At 64.9% G+C, this 15944-nt stretch carries 14 protein-coding genes; 4 read left to right on the top strand and 10 right to left on the bottom strand.

Annotated features, from left to right (window positions below):
• Positions 1-14: 14 nt before the first annotated feature.
• The 3 genes from AC56LN_RS06205 to dapC all read right to left on the bottom strand — a co-directional run bounded on the left by AC56LN_RS06205 (position 15) and on the right by dapC (position 3329).
• The gene (locus tag AC56LN_RS06205; protein ID WP_499570457.1) at positions 15-1160 is read right to left on the bottom strand and encodes a PilT/PilU family type 4a pilus ATPase; all 1146 of its coding nucleotides are present in this window, start codon (positions 1158-1160) and stop codon (positions 15-17) included.
• Between the two features lie 87 nt (positions 1161-1247).
• Positions 1248-2072 (bottom strand): 2,3,4,5-tetrahydropyridine-2,6-dicarboxylate N-succinyltransferase, encoded by an 825-nt coding sequence (gene dapD, locus AC56LN_RS06210; RefSeq protein ID WP_258834795.1) that lies wholly within the window; start codon positions 2070-2072, stop codon positions 1248-1250.
• 42 nt (positions 2073-2114) lie between these two features.
• The gene (dapC, locus tag AC56LN_RS06215; protein ID WP_499570458.1) at positions 2115-3329 is read right to left on the bottom strand and encodes a succinyldiaminopimelate transaminase; all 1215 of its coding nucleotides are present in this window, start codon (positions 3327-3329) and stop codon (positions 2115-2117) included.
• A 141-nt stretch (positions 3330-3470) separates the two neighbouring features.
• Here dapC and AC56LN_RS06220 point away from each other — a divergent pair, with 141 nt between their 5' ends.
• Positions 3471-4253, top strand: coding sequence for a YoaK family protein (locus tag AC56LN_RS06220; RefSeq protein WP_499570459.1), 783 nt, complete (start codon positions 3471-3473; stop codon positions 4251-4253).
• 4 nt (positions 4254-4257) lie between these two features.
• On the opposite strand, the gene AC56LN_RS06225 is transcribed toward AC56LN_RS06220, so the two are convergent.
• Positions 4258-5298, bottom strand: a complete 1041-nt coding sequence (locus tag AC56LN_RS06225) for an AraC family transcriptional regulator (RefSeq protein ID WP_499570460.1) — start codon at positions 5296-5298, stop codon at positions 4258-4260.
• A 176-nt stretch (positions 5299-5474) separates the two neighbouring features.
• On the opposite strand from AC56LN_RS06225, the gene AC56LN_RS06230 reads away from it, so the two are divergent.
• On the top strand, positions 5475-7031 hold the full coding sequence (locus AC56LN_RS06230) for a glycerol-3-phosphate dehydrogenase/oxidase (protein WP_499570461.1): 1557 nt from the start codon (positions 5475-5477) through the stop codon (positions 7029-7031).
• Positions 7032-7040: 9 nt separating this feature from the next.
• Here the strand turns inward: AC56LN_RS06230 and AC56LN_RS06235 are convergent, their stop codons facing one another.
• The 3 genes from AC56LN_RS06235 to AC56LN_RS06245 form a co-directional block, all read right to left on the bottom strand.
• On the bottom strand, positions 7041-8420 hold the full coding sequence (locus AC56LN_RS06235) for a diguanylate cyclase (protein WP_499570462.1): 1380 nt from the start codon (positions 8418-8420) through the stop codon (positions 7041-7043).
• Between the two features lie 158 nt (positions 8421-8578).
• Positions 8579-9772: an aminotransferase-like domain-containing protein gene (locus AC56LN_RS06240; protein WP_482899361.1), complete on the bottom strand. Its 1194-nt coding sequence runs from the start codon at positions 9770-9772 to the stop codon at positions 8579-8581.
• A gap of 162 nt (positions 9773-9934) precedes the next feature.
• A complete protein-coding gene (locus AC56LN_RS06245; RefSeq protein ID WP_482899360.1) occupies positions 9935-10396 on the bottom strand; it encodes a RidA family protein in 462 nt (153 codons plus the stop codon).
• A gap of 203 nt (positions 10397-10599) precedes the next feature.
• Here AC56LN_RS06245 and htpG point away from each other — a divergent pair, with 203 nt between their 5' ends.
• Positions 10600-12519, top strand: coding sequence for a molecular chaperone HtpG (gene htpG, locus AC56LN_RS06250; RefSeq protein WP_499570463.1), 1920 nt, complete (start codon positions 10600-10602; stop codon positions 12517-12519).
• 147 nt (positions 12520-12666) lie between these two features.
• A complete protein-coding gene (locus AC56LN_RS06255; RefSeq protein WP_499570464.1) occupies positions 12667-13635 on the top strand; it encodes an IS1595 family transposase in 969 nt (322 codons plus the stop codon).
• Between the two features lie 49 nt (positions 13636-13684).
• On the opposite strand, the gene AC56LN_RS06260 is transcribed toward AC56LN_RS06255, so the two are convergent.
• From AC56LN_RS06260 to AC56LN_RS06270, 3 genes are read right to left on the bottom strand one after another with little or no spacing between them, the layout of a single operon-like run.
• Complete coding sequence (locus AC56LN_RS06260) at positions 13685-14074, bottom strand: GFA family protein (protein WP_499570465.1); 390 nt, start codon at positions 14072-14074, stop codon at positions 13685-13687.
• Entirely contained in the window at positions 14071-14631 is a 561-nt protein-coding gene (locus AC56LN_RS06265; RefSeq protein WP_499570466.1) for an RBBP9/YdeN family alpha/beta hydrolase, read from the bottom strand. Before AC56LN_RS06265 ends, AC56LN_RS06260 begins: the two co-directional genes overlap by 4 nt.
• Positions 14621-15769: an acyltransferase family protein gene (locus AC56LN_RS06270; RefSeq protein WP_499570467.1), complete on the bottom strand. Its 1149-nt coding sequence runs from the start codon at positions 15767-15769 to the stop codon at positions 14621-14623. The genes AC56LN_RS06265 and AC56LN_RS06270 overlap by 11 nt, the downstream gene beginning before the upstream one ends.
• Positions 15770-15944 lie beyond the last annotated feature (175 nt).

Consider the following 15944-nt stretch of genomic DNA (forward strand, 5'->3'; position numbering starts at 1 on the left):
GCCGCCCTGGAACATCAGGAATTGAGCGTAAACTCGGTGAACGAGGCGCCGCCCTTGGGCTCGCTGGCCTTGTCGTCCAGCTGTTGCTGGACCTGGCTGTCGGGCCCGTTGTTGAGCAGCCAGAGCAGGTTGGTGGCCGAGTCGGCGTTGGCCAGACCTTCTTCCTGCGTCACGTGGCCTTCCCTGATCAGGTGGAACAGGGCGCCTTCGAACGATTGCGAGCCGGCCGACAGGCTCTTGTCCATCGCTTCCTTGATCTGGCTGATTTCGCCCTGTTCGATCAGGTCGGCGATGTAGCGGGTGTTGAGCATGACTTCGACCGCCGCGCGGCGCGCGCCGCCGGCAGCGGCCTTGACCAGGCGCTGCGACACGATGGCTTTCACGCTTGACGCCAGGTCCTGCAGCAGTGCGTTGCGGTTTTCCAGCGGGTAGAAGCTGATGATGCGGTTCAGTGCGTTGTAGCTGTTGTTGGCGTGCAGCGTGGCCAGCACCAGGTGGCCGGACTGCGCGTAGGCCAGCGCTGCCTGCATCGTTTCGCGGTCGCGGATTTCGCCGATCAGGATGCAGTCGGGCGCCTGGCGCATCGAGTTCTTCAGCGCGATGCCGAAGTCGTGCGTGTCGCTGCCGATCTCGCGCTGGTTGACGATCGATTTCTTGTTCTTGAACAGGTACTCGATCGGGTCTTCCAGCGTCAGGATATGCCCGGTGCGCAGGTCGTTGCGATGGTCGAGCATCGACGCGATGGTGGTCGACTTGCCCGAACCCGTGGCGCCCACGACCAGCATCAGGCCGCGCTTTTCCATGATCAGTTCCGCCAGCACGGGCGGCAGGCCCAGTTCGGCCAGCGGCGGGATAGTTGCAGGGATGAAGCGGAACACGGCCGAGATCGAGCCGCGCTGGCGGAACGCCGACAGGCGGAACCGGCCCACGTTCGCAACCGATACACCCATGTTCAATTCATTGTCGCGCTGGAGTTCGTCGATCTGTTCCGGCGTCGCGATCTCGGACAGCAGCGACAGGATGTTCTCGGGTTCGAGGCGATGCTGGTTGATGGGGATGAGCGCGCCGTTGATCTTGATATGCACCGGCGAGTTCACGGCGAAGAACATGTCGGACGCGTTCTTCTCTTTCATCAGCTGGAACAGGCGGTCCATGGCCATCGCATCGTCTCCGAAGTCGGGATAAATCAAAGCCGGCCGGTGGCGTGGACCAGACACAGTGTCCACGCCGCCAGCCGGCGGCAGCAATCAGTCGCCGCGCAGCAGGTCGTTGATCGCCGTCTTCGAGCGCGTCTGTGCATCGACGCGCTTGACGATGACTGCGCAGTACAGGCTGTACTTGCCGTCAGCAGACGGCAGGCTGCCCGACACGACGACCGAACCCGATGGCACGCGGCCATACGACACTTCTCCGGTGGCGCGGTCATAGATCTTGGTCGACTGGCCGATGTACACGCCCATCGAGATCACCGAGTTTTCTTCGACGATCACGCCTTCGACGATCTCGGAGCGCGCGCCGATGAAGCAGTTGTCTTCGATGATGGTCGGGTTGGCCTGCATTGGTTCGAGCACGCCGCCGATGCCCACGCCACCTGACAGGTGGACGTTCTTGCCGATCTGCGCGCACGAACCGACCGTGGCCCAGGTATCGACCATCGTGCCTTCATCGACGTAGGCGCCGATGTTGACGTACGACGGCATCAGGACCACGTTCTTGCCGATGAAGCTGCCGCGGCGTGCAACCGCCGGCGGCACCACACGGAAACCGCCGCGGGCGAAGTCTTCTGGCGTGTAGTCGGCGAACTTGGTCGGGACCTTGTCGTAGAACTGGATGTCACCCGACACGACCGGCACGTTGTTCTCGAGGCGGAACGACAGCAGCACGGCTTTCTTGAGCCACTGGTTCACGACCCAGGTGCCGGTGTCCTTCTGCGCGACGCGCAGGCTGCCGTCGTCGAGGCCCGCGAGCACGTGGGCGACAGCGTCACGCAGTTCGGCGCTGGCGCTGTTCGGGCTGATGTCGGCGCGCTGTTCCCAGGCGGTGTCGATGATGTTCTGGAGTTGTTGGGTCATGGTGCTGGTCTTGGTTGGAATGAGTTCAAGGGTGCGCAGGCGTCAGGCGAGGCCCTGGCAGAACTGGACGATGCGGTTGGCCGCTTCCAGTCCTTCGTCGACGCCGGCCACGAGGGCCATGCGGATGCGGTCCTGGCCCGGGTTCTGCCCGTGCGCATCGCGCGCCAGGTAGCTGCCCGGAAGGACCGTGACATTATAGTCGGCGTACAGGCGCCGTGCGAAGTCGACATCCGACAGACCGGTGCGGCGCACGTCGGCCCACAGATAGAAGCCGGCGTCGGGCAGTTCGACGTCCATCACTGGTTTCAGCAGCGGCGTGATGAGATTGAATTTCTCTTTGTACAGCGTGCGGTTGTCCTGCACGTGCTGCTCGTCGTTCCAGGCCGCGATCGACGCCGCCTGCACCGGTGGCGACATCGCGCCGCCGCAATAGGTGCGGTACAGCAGGAAGCGCTTCATGGCCACCGGATCGCCCGCCACGAAGCCCGAACGCATGCCCGGCACGTTCGAGCGCTTCGACAGGCTCGAGAACACGATCAGGTTGCGGTAGGGCTGCTCGCCGCTGCTGCGGCCCAGCTGATGCGCCGCTTCGAGCGCGCCCAGTGGCGGCGTGCTGCCCGTGTAGATCTCGGAATAGCATTCGTCTGCCGCGATCAGGAAGCCCCAGCGGTCCGACAGTGCGAACAGTTCGCGCCAGTCGTCCAGCGTGAGCGTGGCGCCGGTCGGGTTGCCGGGCGAGCAGACATACATCAGTTGCACGTGCGGCCACACATCATCCGGCACGCTGGCGTAGTCGGGCGCGAAATTGCGGGCCGGCTCCGAATTGACGAACCACGGCGTGGCGCCGGCCAGGTAGGCCGCGCCTTCGTAGATCTGGTAGAACGGGTTCGGGCAGACCACCAGCGCGTCGGGCTTCGACGCGTCGATCGTGCACTGCGCGATGGCAAACAGCGCCTCGCGCGAGCCGTTCACTGGCAGCACCATCGTGGCCGCGTCGAGCGCCGGCAAGCCGTAGCGCCGCTCGAGCCAGCCGGCGATTGCGGTGCGCAGCGGCTCGCTGCCGATCGTGCTCGGATAACTGGCCATGCCCGCGACCGCATGCATCAGCGCTTTCTCGATGAACGCGGGCGTCGGATGCTTCGGCTCGCCGATGCCAAGACTGATGGGTGCGTAGTCCGGGTTCGGGGTCACGCCGGCAAACAGCTGGCGCAGTTTTTCGAACGGGTAGGGGTGGAGTCTGTCGAGATGGGGGTTCACGGCGATACCAGTGTGCGCTTTTGGCTAATTTTTCATTATAGCGCCATGAATCGCTGCCACGGGGCCGACGCTTAAAGTGATTTGCGGTAACATCTGACGTCAATACCTACCCATCCCATTCACGCCGAAAGCCGATCCGCCGTGCCGATCAACTACGTGCGCAGCCTGACTAAACACGACCGTACACCCGGGGCCAACCGCCATCTGGGCGTGGCGCTGGCCTTTGTTGCCGGCGCCATCAATGCCGGCGGCTACCTGGCGGTGCGCGAGTACACGTCGCACATGACCGGCATCATATCGGGCGCGGCCGACCACCTGGTGCTTGGGCAGACCGACCTGGTGCTCGCGGCTGTTGGCGCCTTGCTCAGCTTCATGCTGGGCGCGGCCAGCACCGCGATCCTCGTCAATCTCGTGCGGCGCCGGGGCCTTTACAGCGGCTATGCGCTGCCGCTGGTACTCGAGGCGATCCTGCTGCTGATATTCGGCATCCTGGGCGCACGCCTGAACGATATCGATGCGCTGTTCATTCCGCTGACCGTGATGCTGCTGTGCTTCATGATGGGCTTGCAGAACGCCGTCATCACCAAGGTCTCGCACGCCGAAATCCGCACCACCCACATGACCGGCATCGTGACCGACATCGGCATCGAGCTGGGCAAGCTGGCCTACTGGAATATGGATGGCGGCCTGCGCCAGCCAAAGGTCACGGCCAACCTGGGGCGGCTGGGCCTGATGGCGGCGCTGCTGGGCGCATTCTGCATCGGCGGCGTGACCGGCGCGCTGGGCTTCAAGCATCTGGGCTATCTGTCGACGATTCCGCTGGCGGCGTTCCTGTGCGTGCTGGGGATCGTGCCGGTGGTCGACGACGCGCTGCACATGCTGGGGCGCGACCGGCGCGACCGGCACGCCGGGCACGACGCTTGACCGCTCAGGCCGCCTGTTCGCGCCACGCTCCCGGATTGATCCCGCTCCACTCGCGAAACGCATGCGTGAACGCGCTCTGGTCCTGGAACCCCAGCAGGAAAGCGATATCGGCCAGACCCAGCTCGCGTCGCCGCAGATAATCCTGCGCCAGCGCAAAGCGCACCGCATCGAGCACCTGCTGGAAGCTCGATCCGGCGTCGGCCAGCTTGCGCTGCAGCGTGCGCGCCGACAATCCCAGTTCGGCCGCCACCGGCCCCAGGCGGGCCTGGCCATCGGGCAGGCGCGCTGTGAGCGCCGTCGTCACCCGCGCCACGATGTCGTCGGCGGCCATGGCGCGCTGCGCCAGCAGCCGCTCGGCATGCTGCTGCAGCACGGGGAACAGGCTGGTGTCGGCGTTCGGCACCGGCATCGCCAGCAGCGCCACGTCGAATGCGGCGCCATGGCACGGCGCGTCGAAAGTCGGCGCGACGCCCAGCACGCGCAGGTATTCGTCGTGGCCATGGCCGGGATCGGCGTGCCGGAAATGCAGCGCCAGCGGCGTCAACGGCCGTCCGGCCATCCAGCTGCCGAACACGCGAATGCCGGCGTACACGCTCTCGGCCAGGTGGCGCGTGGCGTCCGGATAGCGACTGATCCATTCATGCAGTGCGTGCGGCCCTTCGATGGCGAGCCGGCTGCGCCCCAGGTCGTGCGCCAGCGATTCATAGCGCTGGGCCAGCGCCAGCGCGTGGCCGAAGCTGCTGCTGGCCAGCAGCATCAGGCCATACGCGCTGTAGGTGGCGGGCCGCACCTGTTCGCCGACGTGCAGACCGAAAAACGGATCGTCTGCCAGGCGCGCGCCGGCATCGAGCAGGGCGAGGTAGCGTGCTGTCGGGAGGGTCGCGGGAAGCGGGTCGAGTGTACCTGGCGCCAGACCTGCAGCGTGCGCGAGCGCATCCGGCGTCACGCCCCGTTCGCGGGCCGTGTCGAGCAAGGTCTGGAGATACGGGCCGGTCACGCGGGCGGTGTCCGGCAGGCGTGGCGTGATCGAGCAAGGCAGTGTCATGAATGCGCAATACAGGTGGCAAGGCCCTGACTAATCTGGCAAAAAGGGCAACTTGTGTCCAAGTATAACGAAGAAGGCGGTTTGATGCGGCGTTGTAATGGCTGGGGTGACGAGGCAATCGGCATGCGACGGTATCAGCGGGGCGCCCGCGGGCGCTGGCACAGGCGGGTGGCGCCATGACGACCTTCCCGCCACCACGCGACTGGGACCTGCTCGTCATCGGTGGCGGCATCACCGGCGCCGGCATCCTGCTCGAAGCGGCGCGCCGTGGCCTCAGGACGCTGCTGGTCGAGCAGGCCGACTATGGCTGCGGCACCTCGAGCCGCTCGTCCAAGCTGATGCATGGCGGCCTGCGCAACGTGGCCGCCGGCAGCCTGCGCCGCACGCGCGACGCGGTGGCCGAGCGCGAAGCGCTGCTGCGCGCGGCGCCCGGCCTGGTCGATGCGCAGCCGTTCGCGTTCGCCAACCATGGCGCCGACCTCACGCGCCGCCTCGGTTTGCTGTCGATGCTGCGCGTGGTCGACCTGCTGACGGGTCGGCGCACACCGCAGTGGCAGCGCCAGGACGCGCTGCGCACACCGGCCCCGGATGCACCCGATCCGCGCAGCGCCGGCAGTATCCGCTACACGGACGCCAAGACCGACGATGCACGCCTCGTGCTGCGCGTGCTGGCCGAAGCGCGCGCGCACGGCGCCGTGGCCTGCAATTACGTCACCGTGCAGTCGCTCGTGCGCGATGGCGGCAAGGTGCACGGCGCCTTGCTGCGCGACGAACGCACCGGCGCCGAGACGGCCGTGCGCGCGCGCCTGGTGGTCGACGCCACCGGCGCACCGCCAGCGCGTGCCGGCGCCGGCATCAACGACGCAACACCGCGCCTGCGCTGGCTGCGCGGCAGCCACCTGCTGCTGCCGGCCGACCGCCTGCCATTGACCGACGCCGTCAGCCTGCTGCACCCGGCCGATGGCCGACCCGTGTTCGCCTTCCCGTGGGAGGGCGTGACGCTGGTCGGCACGGCCGACGTCGACCAGACCGATGACGTCAATGCCCAGCCGAGCATCACGCGGCGCGAATTCGATTACCTGATGGCGGCCGTACAGGCCCAGTTCGCACCGCTGGCACTGGTCGATGCCGACGTGCTGGCCACCTTTGCCGGTGCGCGCCTGGTCTTCGACAGCGGCAGCGACGGCCTGTCGATCAGCGACAAGCGCGAGCATCTGGTGTGGTCCGAACCCGGCCTGGTGTCAGTCGCGGGCGGCACGCTGACCACCTTCCGCCTGGCCGCGCGCGACGTGCTGCGCGAGGCGGCGCGCCAGTTGCCGGGCGCGCCGCTACGCGCCGGGCGCGGCGCCGTGTTTGCGCGGGCCAGCACGCCAACGCGGCGCGACCTGCCGCCGAACGTGCTGCGCCGGCTGACGGGCCGCTACGGCGTGCACGTCAAGGCGCTCCTGTCCGCCGCGCAGGCAGGCGAGCTCGAATGCATCCCGGGCACGCACACGCTGTGGGCCGAGCTGCGCTGGGCGGCGCGCGCCGAACAGGTGTACCGGCTCGACGACCTGCTGCTGCGCCGCACGCGTCTGGGCATCCAGCTGTCCGACGGTGGCGCAGCCCTGATGGGCCGGGTGCGCACGATCTGCCAGAAAGAGCTGGGATGGGATGATGCACATTGGGAGGCGCAGGAGCGGCGCTATCTCGTGGCCTGGCGCCTGCAGCACGCGGTGCCGCCTGCCAGCTGACGGGCCGGTTCAGCGCCCGCTGTGCCCGTCGCGTACGGGCTTGGGCTCGGGCTCGGGCTCGGGCGGCGCGCCCGTCGGCATCATGACGACCTGATTGCGCCCGCGTGCCTTGGCTTCGTACATCGCCCGGTCGGCCGAGATGAACAGCGAGCGGATATCGTCGAACAGCGTCGGCACGATGCTGGCCACGCCCACGCTGGCCGTGACCACGCCGGTGCCATCGGCGCGCGGATTCGGCATGGCCAGCTGCTCGATGTGGGCGCGGATCGTTTCGCCCAGGCGGGCCGCGCTGGGGCAGCTGGTATCGGCCAGCAGCACGACGAACTCTTCACCGCCATAGCGCGCCGCCAGGTCGGTCGGGCGCAGCGCATGCGATTGCAGGGCTGCGGCGATGGCCTGCAGGCAGGTGTCGCCGGCGGCGTGGCCCAGGCTGTCGTTGTAGCCCTTGAAGTGGTCGACGTCGATCACGATCAGCGACAGCGGCTGGCTGCTCCTGATCGCGCGCTGCCATTCTTTCTCGAGGAACGCGTCGAAGTGGCGGCGGTTGGCGATGCGCGTGAGCGGGTCGACCAGCGCGGCGTGCTGCAGCGCCGTTTCGGATTGCTTGTGGTGCGTGATGTCGTGCAGCAGGATGACAAACAGGCCTTCGTCGCCGGCCATCGGCGACAGGCCCAGGTCGATCGCGCGCAGCGTGCCATCGGGCTGGCGCAGCCGCACTTCGCGCGTGCCGCGGCAGCGCGCTGCGGCCTGTTCATCCCACGGGTTGGCGAAGAAGGCGGCGTAGTCCCGGTCCGCCGGCGGCTCGACCAGGTCGCACAGCGGCCGGCCGGCCAGCAGGCGGCGAGGCTGCGCCAGGAAGCCCTCGCTGGCCGGGTTCGCAAAGGCGATGCAGCCATCGGCGTCGACGAGCATCAGGCCTTCGTCCATGCCATCGACGATCAGCTGGAGGCGCTCGGCCTGCTGCTTCTGGCTGTCGCTGTTGCTGCGCAGGCGCAGCTGGGCGCGCACGCGCACGCAGACTTCGGCCATGCGTACCGGCTTGGCGATGTAGTCCGCCGCGCCCGTGTCGAAGCCGGCGACGACGTCTTCGGTTTCGCCGCAGTCACTGATGAAAATGACGGGAATGTGGGCGGTATCGGGCGCGCGCTTGAGGCGGCGGCAGATTTCCAGCCCGTCGAGATCGGGCATGCGGACGTCGAGCAGGATCAGGTCGGGCTGCACGCGCAGCGCGATGTCCAGTGCACGTTTGCCGGTGCTGGCGACGAAAGTCTGGTAACCCTGCTGGCGCATCATGTCCTGCAACAGGCCCACGCTGTCGGGCGCGTCGTCAACGATCAGAATGGCGGATTGGCGCGCGGGAACTGCAAGCGCTAGAGCAGGATGCATCATCAGTTGCAGTAAGACCTCATCAGTGTGACGAAATCATACCCGCAATCGGAAGCGATCAGACAACTGATATTGCCAGAAATCCACCACCTGATGATGCTGTTGCAATAATGCAACCAAACGATTGCTGGCCCGCGCCTTGCACGCGGGCCAGAGGGTGCTTACAGCATGCCGGCGATGAGCTTGCCGAGGATGGCGATGCCTTCGCGGATGCGTTCCGGCGGCACCGTCACGAACGACAGGCGCAGCGTGTTCGATGCCGGATCGTTGGCGTAGAATGGCGCGCCCGGCACGAAGGCCACTTTGGCGGCTAGCGACTGCTCGAGCAGTTTCATCGCGTCGATCTGCTGTGGCAGCGTGACCCAGATGAACATGCCGCCTTCCGGTTCGGTCCAGCTGACGCTGGCCGGGAAGTGTTCCTTCATCGCGTCCAGCATGCACTGGCACTGGTCGCTGTACAGCTGGCGGATGGTCGGGATGTGCTGGTCGAGGAAACCGTCCTTGACGACTTCGTGCACGACCATCTGCGTGAGCTGCGCGGTGTGCAGGTCGGCGGCCTGCTTGGCCAGCTCGAGGCGGCGCACCAGCGGCAGCGGGGCGCACACGTAACCCAGGCGGATGCCGGGCGTGAGCACCTTCGAGAACGAGCCCATGTAGATGACGCCGTCCGGGTTCATCGCGACCATCTTCGGCATCGGCTCGCCGCGGTACGACAGCGAACCGTACGGATCATCCTCGATCAGCGGGATGGCCAGGCGCGCGCAGGTTTCCACCAGTTCGCGACGGCGCTCGAGCGACAGGCTGCGGCCGGTCGGGTTCTGGAAGTTCGGCAGCGAGTACAGCATGCGCGCGCCCTTGGCGACGGCGTCGATCGACGACGGCACCAGGCCGTGCTCGTCGGTGTCGACCGATTTGAATTCGGGGCGATAGACCGAGAACGCCTGCAGCGCGCCCAGGTAGCTCGGGGTTTCGACCAGCACGCGGCTGCCTTCGTCGACCAGCACCTTGCCGAGCAGGTCAAGCGCCTGCTGCGAGCCGGACGTCATCAGGATCTGTTCCGGCAGGATGATCGAGCCTTCGGTCGACAACGAATTGGCAATCCATTCGCGCAGTGGCGCGTAACCGTCGGTCGGGCCGTATTGCAGCGCCACTTTGCCGGCTTCGCTCAGCACCTTGTCGTAGGCCGCTTTCATGCGCTCGACCGGGAAGGTCGCGGGCGACGGCAGGCCGCCGGCGAACGAAATGATGTCCGGACGCTGGGTGATCTTCAGGATTTCGCGGATGAACGAGCTTTGCAGCTGCGCGGCGCGTTCCGAGAACTGCCACTGGATAGGATTAGGGTTGTCGATTTTCATACTTGTCTCGCAGGAAGGGGCACGGTCGTGCCGGGCCATTATAGAACACGCCGGGTAGGCGATCTCTTGTCGGCGGACGGCGCCGGGTAAGCGCCACCCGTGAATCACAGTAATGGAAACACCGGCGAATGTGCGCCGGTTATTGCCACGCAAACGCTGTTTTTATGCCACTTCGACGATCATTTCGATCTCGACGCACGTGCCGCGTGGCAGCGACGCGACGCCGAAGGCCGAACGCGCGTGCTTGCCGGCGTCGCCGAATACTTCGCCGATCAGTTCCGACGCGCCGTTCGTGACCAGGTGCTGTTCGTTGTAGTCCGGGGTCGATGCGACCAGGCTCATGAGCTTGACGATGCGCTTGACGCGGGTCAGGTCACCGCCGACGGCTTCCTGCAGCGTGCCGATCAGGTCGATGGCGACCGAGCGCGCAGCGGCCTGGCCGTCGGCGGTGGTCTTGTCGCGGCCCAGGATGCCGGCATTCGGCGAACCGTCGGCGTTCTTGGCGATGTGGCCCGAGATGAACACGAGGTTGCCGGTCTGGACGTACATAACGTACGCTGCGGCCGGGGTGGCTGGCGCTTCCAGCGTGATGTTCAGTTCTTTGAGTTTGTCGTAGACGGTCATGGAATTTCCAGGGTGCGTGAATGAATCCGGTATTGTACGTCGAGCTGGCGGCGCTGCCCAATGACCAGATTGGTAGCGTCCACCGTCGTGCGCATGGGCGCCGCGCGATATTGCTTATCAAAAATATCTCTTGAAATCCCCCGGCAGGGCCACATATGCGTCCGGGTCTGACCAACCCCTATTTGTCTTTAACGAGGAACAAGATGGCACACGCCGAAAAAGAAACCCTTGGATTTCAGGCTGAAGTAAAACAGCTGCTGCAACTGATGATTCACTCCTTGTACTCCAACAAGGAAATCTTCCTGCGCGAACTGATCTCGAACGCGTCGGATGCCTCCGACAAGCTGCGTTTCGAGGCGATCAACAACGACGCCCTGTACGGCAACGACCACGAACTGAAAATCAAGGTGGCGTTCGACGCCGCCGCCAAGACGATCACGATCTCGGACAACGGTATCGGCATGAACCGTGACGAAGTAATCTCGCACCTGGGTACCATCGCCAAGTCGGGTACCAAGGAATTCTTCAGCAAGCTCTCCGGCGACCAGCAGCAGGATGCGGCCCTGATCGGCCAGTTCGGCGTGGGCTTCTATTCCGGCTTCATCGTCGCATCGAAAATCACCGTCGAGACCCGCCGCGCGGGCGCCGATGCATCCGAAGGCGTGCGCTGGGAGTCGGCCGGTGAAGGCGACTACAGCATCGAGCAGATCGAGAAGGCTGGTCGCGGCACCGACGTGATCCTGCACCTGCGCGACGGCGAAGAAGAACTGCTGTCGGCATGGAAGCTCAAGTCGATCATCCGCAAGTACTCGGACCACATCTCGCTGCCAATCGTGATGCAGAAAGAAGAGTGGGACGAAGAGAAGAAAGAAACCGTCCTGAAGGATGAGGTCGAGACCGTGAACCAGGCCAGCGCGCTGTGGGCACGCTCGAAGAACGACATTACTGAAGAGCAGTACAACGAGTTCTACAAGCACGTTTCGCACGACTTCCAGGAACCGCTGACCTACACCCACAACCGGGTCGAGGGCCGCAGCGAATACACGCAGCTGCTGTACGTGCCGGCGCACGCACCGTTTGACCTGTGGGACCGCAACAAGCGCGGCGGTATCAAGCTGTACGTCAAGCGCGTCTTCATCATGGACGACGCCGAGCAGCTGATGCCGACCTACCTGCGCTTCATCAAGGGTGTGATCGACTCGAGCGATTTGCCACTGAACGTCTCGCGCGAAATCCTGCAGGAGTCGCGTGACGTGCGCGTGATCCGCGAAGGCTCGACCAAGCGCGTGCTGGGCATGCTGGAAGAAATGGCGAACTCGGACGAGCAGGCCGGCAAGGACAAGTACGCGACCTTCTGGAAGGAATTCGGCCAGGTGCTCAAGGAAGGCGTGGGCGAAGATGCGACCAACAAGGACCGCATCGCCAAGCTGCTGCGCTTTGCGTCGACCGCCAATGATTCGGATGCCCAGACCGTTTCGTTCGCCGACTATATCGGCCGCATGAAAGAAGGCCAGGACAAGATCTATTACGTCACGGCCGACAACTACAACGCCGGCAAGAACAGCCCGCACCTGGAAATCTTCCGCAAGAAGGGCGTCGAAGTCATCCTGATGACCGACCGCGTCGACGAGTGGATGCTGTCGTTCTTCACCGAGTTCGAAGGCAATGAACTGGTATCGGTCGCCAAGGGCGGCCTGGACTTGGGCGCGCTGGAAGACGAAGCCGAGAAGAAGGAACATGCCGAGACCGAAGCCGGTTACAAGGAACTGGTCGAGAGCATGAATGGCGCGCTGGGCGAGAAGGCCAAGGAAGTGCGCGTGACGTTCCGCCTGACCGATTCGCCGGCCTGCCTGGTGGCTGACGACAACGAGCTGTCGGGCAACCTGCTGCGCATGCTCAAAGCGGCGGGCCAGGACGCACCGGAATCCAAGCCGATCCTCGAGATCAACCCGGATCACCCGCTGGTGCAGCGCCTGAAGTACGAAGACACGACGAGCCCGCGCTTTGCCGACTGGTCGCACATCCTGTTCGATCAGGCGATGCTGGCCGAAGGCGGCAGCCTGAGCGACCCGGCGTCGTTCGTGAAGCGCCTGAACGAGATGCTGCTGTCTGGCGCCAAGTAAACGCTTGAGTTATTAGCGTAAAAGCCGCCGTTCCCATTATCGGGAGCGGCGGCTTTTTTAGGCGCAGTCAACGTTAAATAGAGACTAGCTTTGAACTGACGAGCACTCCAATGGTCCAACCCCTGTCCCGAGCGTCAGGAGTCAATCATGAAAGCGCCACGTTTCAAGGGCTGGTTCGCAAAACTGCCTTCACTGAACCAGCCACAGCGCCGGCAAGTGCTCGATGCCCTGCATCCGGCCGTCGGGCTCGATCAGGTAGTCGCGCTTATCACCGAGGTCAGAGCGCCAAGCCGCCGCTGCCCCAGATGCGGCAACGAGCGTTCCTACCGGCACGGTTTCGCGAACGATTTGCAGCGCTACCGCTGCTGTGCCTGCGGCCGCACCTTTAACGACCTGACCGGCACGCCACTGGCGCGGCTCAGACTGAAGGCCAAATGGCTCGCGTATTCGCAGTTGCTGCTCGATTCACTCCCCGTACGCAAGGCCGCGGATCGGGTCGGGGTACACCGCAACACGGCCTTTCGCTGGCGTCACCGGTTCCTGCATTGGGTCAAGTTCGACCGGCCGGCAGCTCTCAATGGCATCGTCGAAGCTGACGAAACATTTCTGCTCGAATCACAAAAAGGTTCACGCACGCTCGATCGACCACCACGTTACCGCGGCGGCCATGCTGCCAAACGAGGCATCTCCAGCGAATTGGACTGTATCCTGGTCGCGCGCGATCGCGAGGGGCGCACGGTCGATGCCGTCACTGGTCGCGGTGCGCTCACGGCTGCGCAACTCGAAGGTGACTTGCTACCCAGGCTCGATCCGCAGGCCCTGCTGGTCGGTGACGGCCATCCGGCGTACCGCGCCTTTGCACGCAAGCACAGGATCGCGCACGAGGCGGTCAATGTGCGCGCGGGGGTGCGTGCGAGGCGGCTGGGCAACCTTGCCATCCATGTGCAAAACGTGAATGCCTACCACCAGCGCTTCAAGGCATGGCTTCAGGGCTTTCGTGGGGTGGCGTCGCGCTACCTGCCCAATTATCTGGGCTGGCGCTGGGCGCTGGATGGCGAGCGGATCATTTCGCCAGAACAATTGCTTAGTATTGCTATCAGCGTCATCAACAGATAACTCTGACTGCGCCTTTTTTACGGGCGCTGATTGCGCGCTGCTGATCGACCTACAGGTGACGCACCTCGGCGGGCGCCGTATCCCAGTTGTCGTTACGTCCGTCGATGTAGCGCACCGGGGCTGCCATCAGCGCATCGACCGGCAGATCATCCAGGCTTGCGACAGTCACCGCAACGAACGGCCCCGCAGCGACGGTCGTGAGGACATGGACGCCACACACGCTGCAGAACGCGTGGCCGTCACGGCGCGCACCAAAGCGGTAGTCGCGCAGCATCTCGTGGCCCTGCAACAGGCGAAACGCCTCGGGCGCGATGACAAAGGCCCAGAACCGCAGCTTGGTGCAGATCGAGCAGTTGCACTTGACGGTGCCGGCTGCCAGGTCGATGTCGGCCTCGTAGCGCACCGCGCCGCAGTGGCAACTGCCGTGGCAGGTCGTCACGTCGTCTCTTTTTGCGCCGTGATATCAGCGCAAAACGCGTCCAGCAAACGCAAGCCTTCGGGCCAGTCGCCATACCCCGAGTCGGTGGTGACGTGGCCGGCGTCGCCGATCTCGACCAGTGTGCTGCCCCAGGCGTCGGCAAACGACTGGGTGCGCTCGATGCTGGCGTAGGGGTCATTCGTGCTCGCCACGATCATGCTGGGAAACGGCAGCGGGGTGCGGGGAACGGGCGCCCAGTTGCCGGCAGGGATCGGGAACGATGGCCGCTCGACGTCGCTGGGCGCCACCAGAAAGGCGCCTGCCACTTTCAGGGGTGATCCGGACAGCGCCCAGTGCGCCACCAGCATGCAGGCCAGGCTGTGCGCGACCAGTACCGGCGCGCCGCTGCAGCCGGAAATGGCTTCTTCCATCTCGGCCACCCACTCGTCACGGTCGGGGTTGGTCCAGTCGCGGTGGGCCGCGCGGCGCCATTGCGGTTGACGCTCGTGCCACAGCGATTGCCAGTGGTGGGGCCCGGAATTGAACAGGCCAGGCAGGATCAATACGTCACACGTCATCTTGTTTCTCCTTGATGGGGTTGAGCGGGGCCGGCGCCAGCGCAGGGCGTCGCAGCGGACGCAGCACGCGCTCGAACAGGAGCCTGAACGCGTCCTTGCGCTGCTCGGTCAGCATCCCGAGCAGTGCGGTAGCGACGGCGACGGCAGCCGACAGGGCCAGCACATCGGCGATGCTGGCCGGATCATGCGGATACAGCTCGGGCCAGCCGATCAGCACCAGCGCGTGCGACAGGTAGAGCGTCAGCGTGTAGGCGGCGAACAGCCGGATGGGCCGGGCCAGGCGCAGCAGGCCGGTAAAAGCGGCGAAGCGGGCGCAGGCAAAGTTGAGGACGACGATCAGGCCGAAAGCGTAGTCGGCCAGGAAGCGGTCCGCATTGCCGAGTGCGACATACTGGCCGAGCCAGCTGGCACGGCCGGCGGCGCGCAGCAGTTCCTCGACACCGTACACCTCGTACGCGACCAGCAACACCATGCTCAGCACCCAGCCGGCGCGGGCTGCAGTGCGGCCCAGGCTGTAGCGCGCTTGCCAGTGGTACAGCGCGACGCCGGCCAGCCAGACCGGCAGCAGCAGCCACAGCTTGTAGCCCATGACGGCCAGCAGCAAGCCGATTGCCGGCAGGCGCCATGGCCGGCGCACATAACAGGCTACGCCGAACAAAACGTAGAACCAGACCTCGTAATTGAGCGACCACCAGGGGCCGAGCCAGGGCGGGTACTCCGACAGGCGCCACAGGTCGCCCATGAACAGCAGGTGAAACGGAATATAGAACCAGGGCTTGGCCACCTGGTAGCTCGCATCCATGCCGGGCACATGCGGCCCCTGGCTCAGCCAGGCGCACAGGAAGCCCAGCAGCAGCACGGGCAAGGCAACCGAATAGATCCGGGCGGCGCGCGCGACGGTAAAGTCGAGTGCGTCGGGGCGGCGCATCTGCGTGGTGTAGGCAATGACGAAGCCGGACAGGACAAAGAAGGCCATGACGGCTTCGCGGCCCAGCAGCGTCCAGTGCTGGGAACCGGGAATATCGACCAGCCTGAACATGCGCATATGCATCAGCACCACGGCCAGCGCAGCCAGGAAGCGGACCAGGTCGAGGTACACCGAGAACGGCTGGTTGAGGGGAGTAGGGGTAGTGCGCATTGTGTTAATAGTAAAGCAAAACATCGTTTTCGCGATTTTTGGCCAGGGTGGAGTCCTCGCAAAAAAGTTCAAATTATTTTGCAGCGAACCCTAAAGTTCTGCCAGGGCCGTCCGATAACAGTCCCAGATAGGCAGCAAAGCGCCAAAAACTTTTTTTAAAAAAGTTGCGGATCAC

The sequence above is a fragment of the Telluria sp. ZT3P26 genome (assembly GCF_059686035.1).

What these genes read in the sequence shown, in the direction of transcription:
- AC56LN_RS06205 (WP_499570457.1), bottom strand. Translation starts at nt 1,160, where the DNA reads ATGGCCATGGACCGCCTGTTCCAGCTGATGAAAGAGAAGAACGCGTCC.
- dapD (WP_258834795.1), bottom strand. Translation starts at nt 2,072, where the DNA reads ATGACCCAACAACTCCAGAACATCATCGACACCGCCTGGGAACAGCGC.
- AC56LN_RS06225 (WP_499570460.1), bottom strand. Translation starts at nt 5,298, where the DNA reads ATGACACTGCCTTGCTCGATCACGCCACGCCTGCCGGACACCGCCCGC.
- AC56LN_RS06230 (WP_499570461.1), top strand. Translation starts at nt 5,475, where the DNA reads ATGACGACCTTCCCGCCACCACGCGACTGGGACCTGCTCGTCATCGGT.
- AC56LN_RS06235 (WP_499570462.1), bottom strand. Translation starts at nt 8,420, where the DNA reads ATGATGCATCCTGCTCTAGCGCTTGCAGTTCCCGCGCGCCAATCCGCC.
- AC56LN_RS06240 (WP_482899361.1), bottom strand. Translation starts at nt 9,772, where the DNA reads ATGAAAATCGACAACCCTAATCCTATCCAGTGGCAGTTCTCGGAACGC.
- AC56LN_RS06245 (WP_482899360.1), bottom strand. Translation starts at nt 10,396, where the DNA reads ATGACCGTCTACGACAAACTCAAAGAACTGAACATCACGCTGGAAGCG.
- htpG (WP_499570463.1), top strand. Translation starts at nt 10,600, where the DNA reads ATGGCACACGCCGAAAAAGAAACCCTTGGATTTCAGGCTGAAGTAAAA.
- AC56LN_RS06255 (WP_499570464.1), top strand. Translation starts at nt 12,667, where the DNA reads ATGAAAGCGCCACGTTTCAAGGGCTGGTTCGCAAAACTGCCTTCACTG.
- AC56LN_RS06265 (WP_499570466.1), bottom strand. Translation starts at nt 14,631, where the DNA reads ATGACGTGTGACGTATTGATCCTGCCTGGCCTGTTCAATTCCGGGCCC.
- AC56LN_RS06270 (WP_499570467.1), bottom strand. Translation starts at nt 15,769, where the DNA reads ATGCGCACTACCCCTACTCCCCTCAACCAGCCGTTCTCGGTGTACCTC.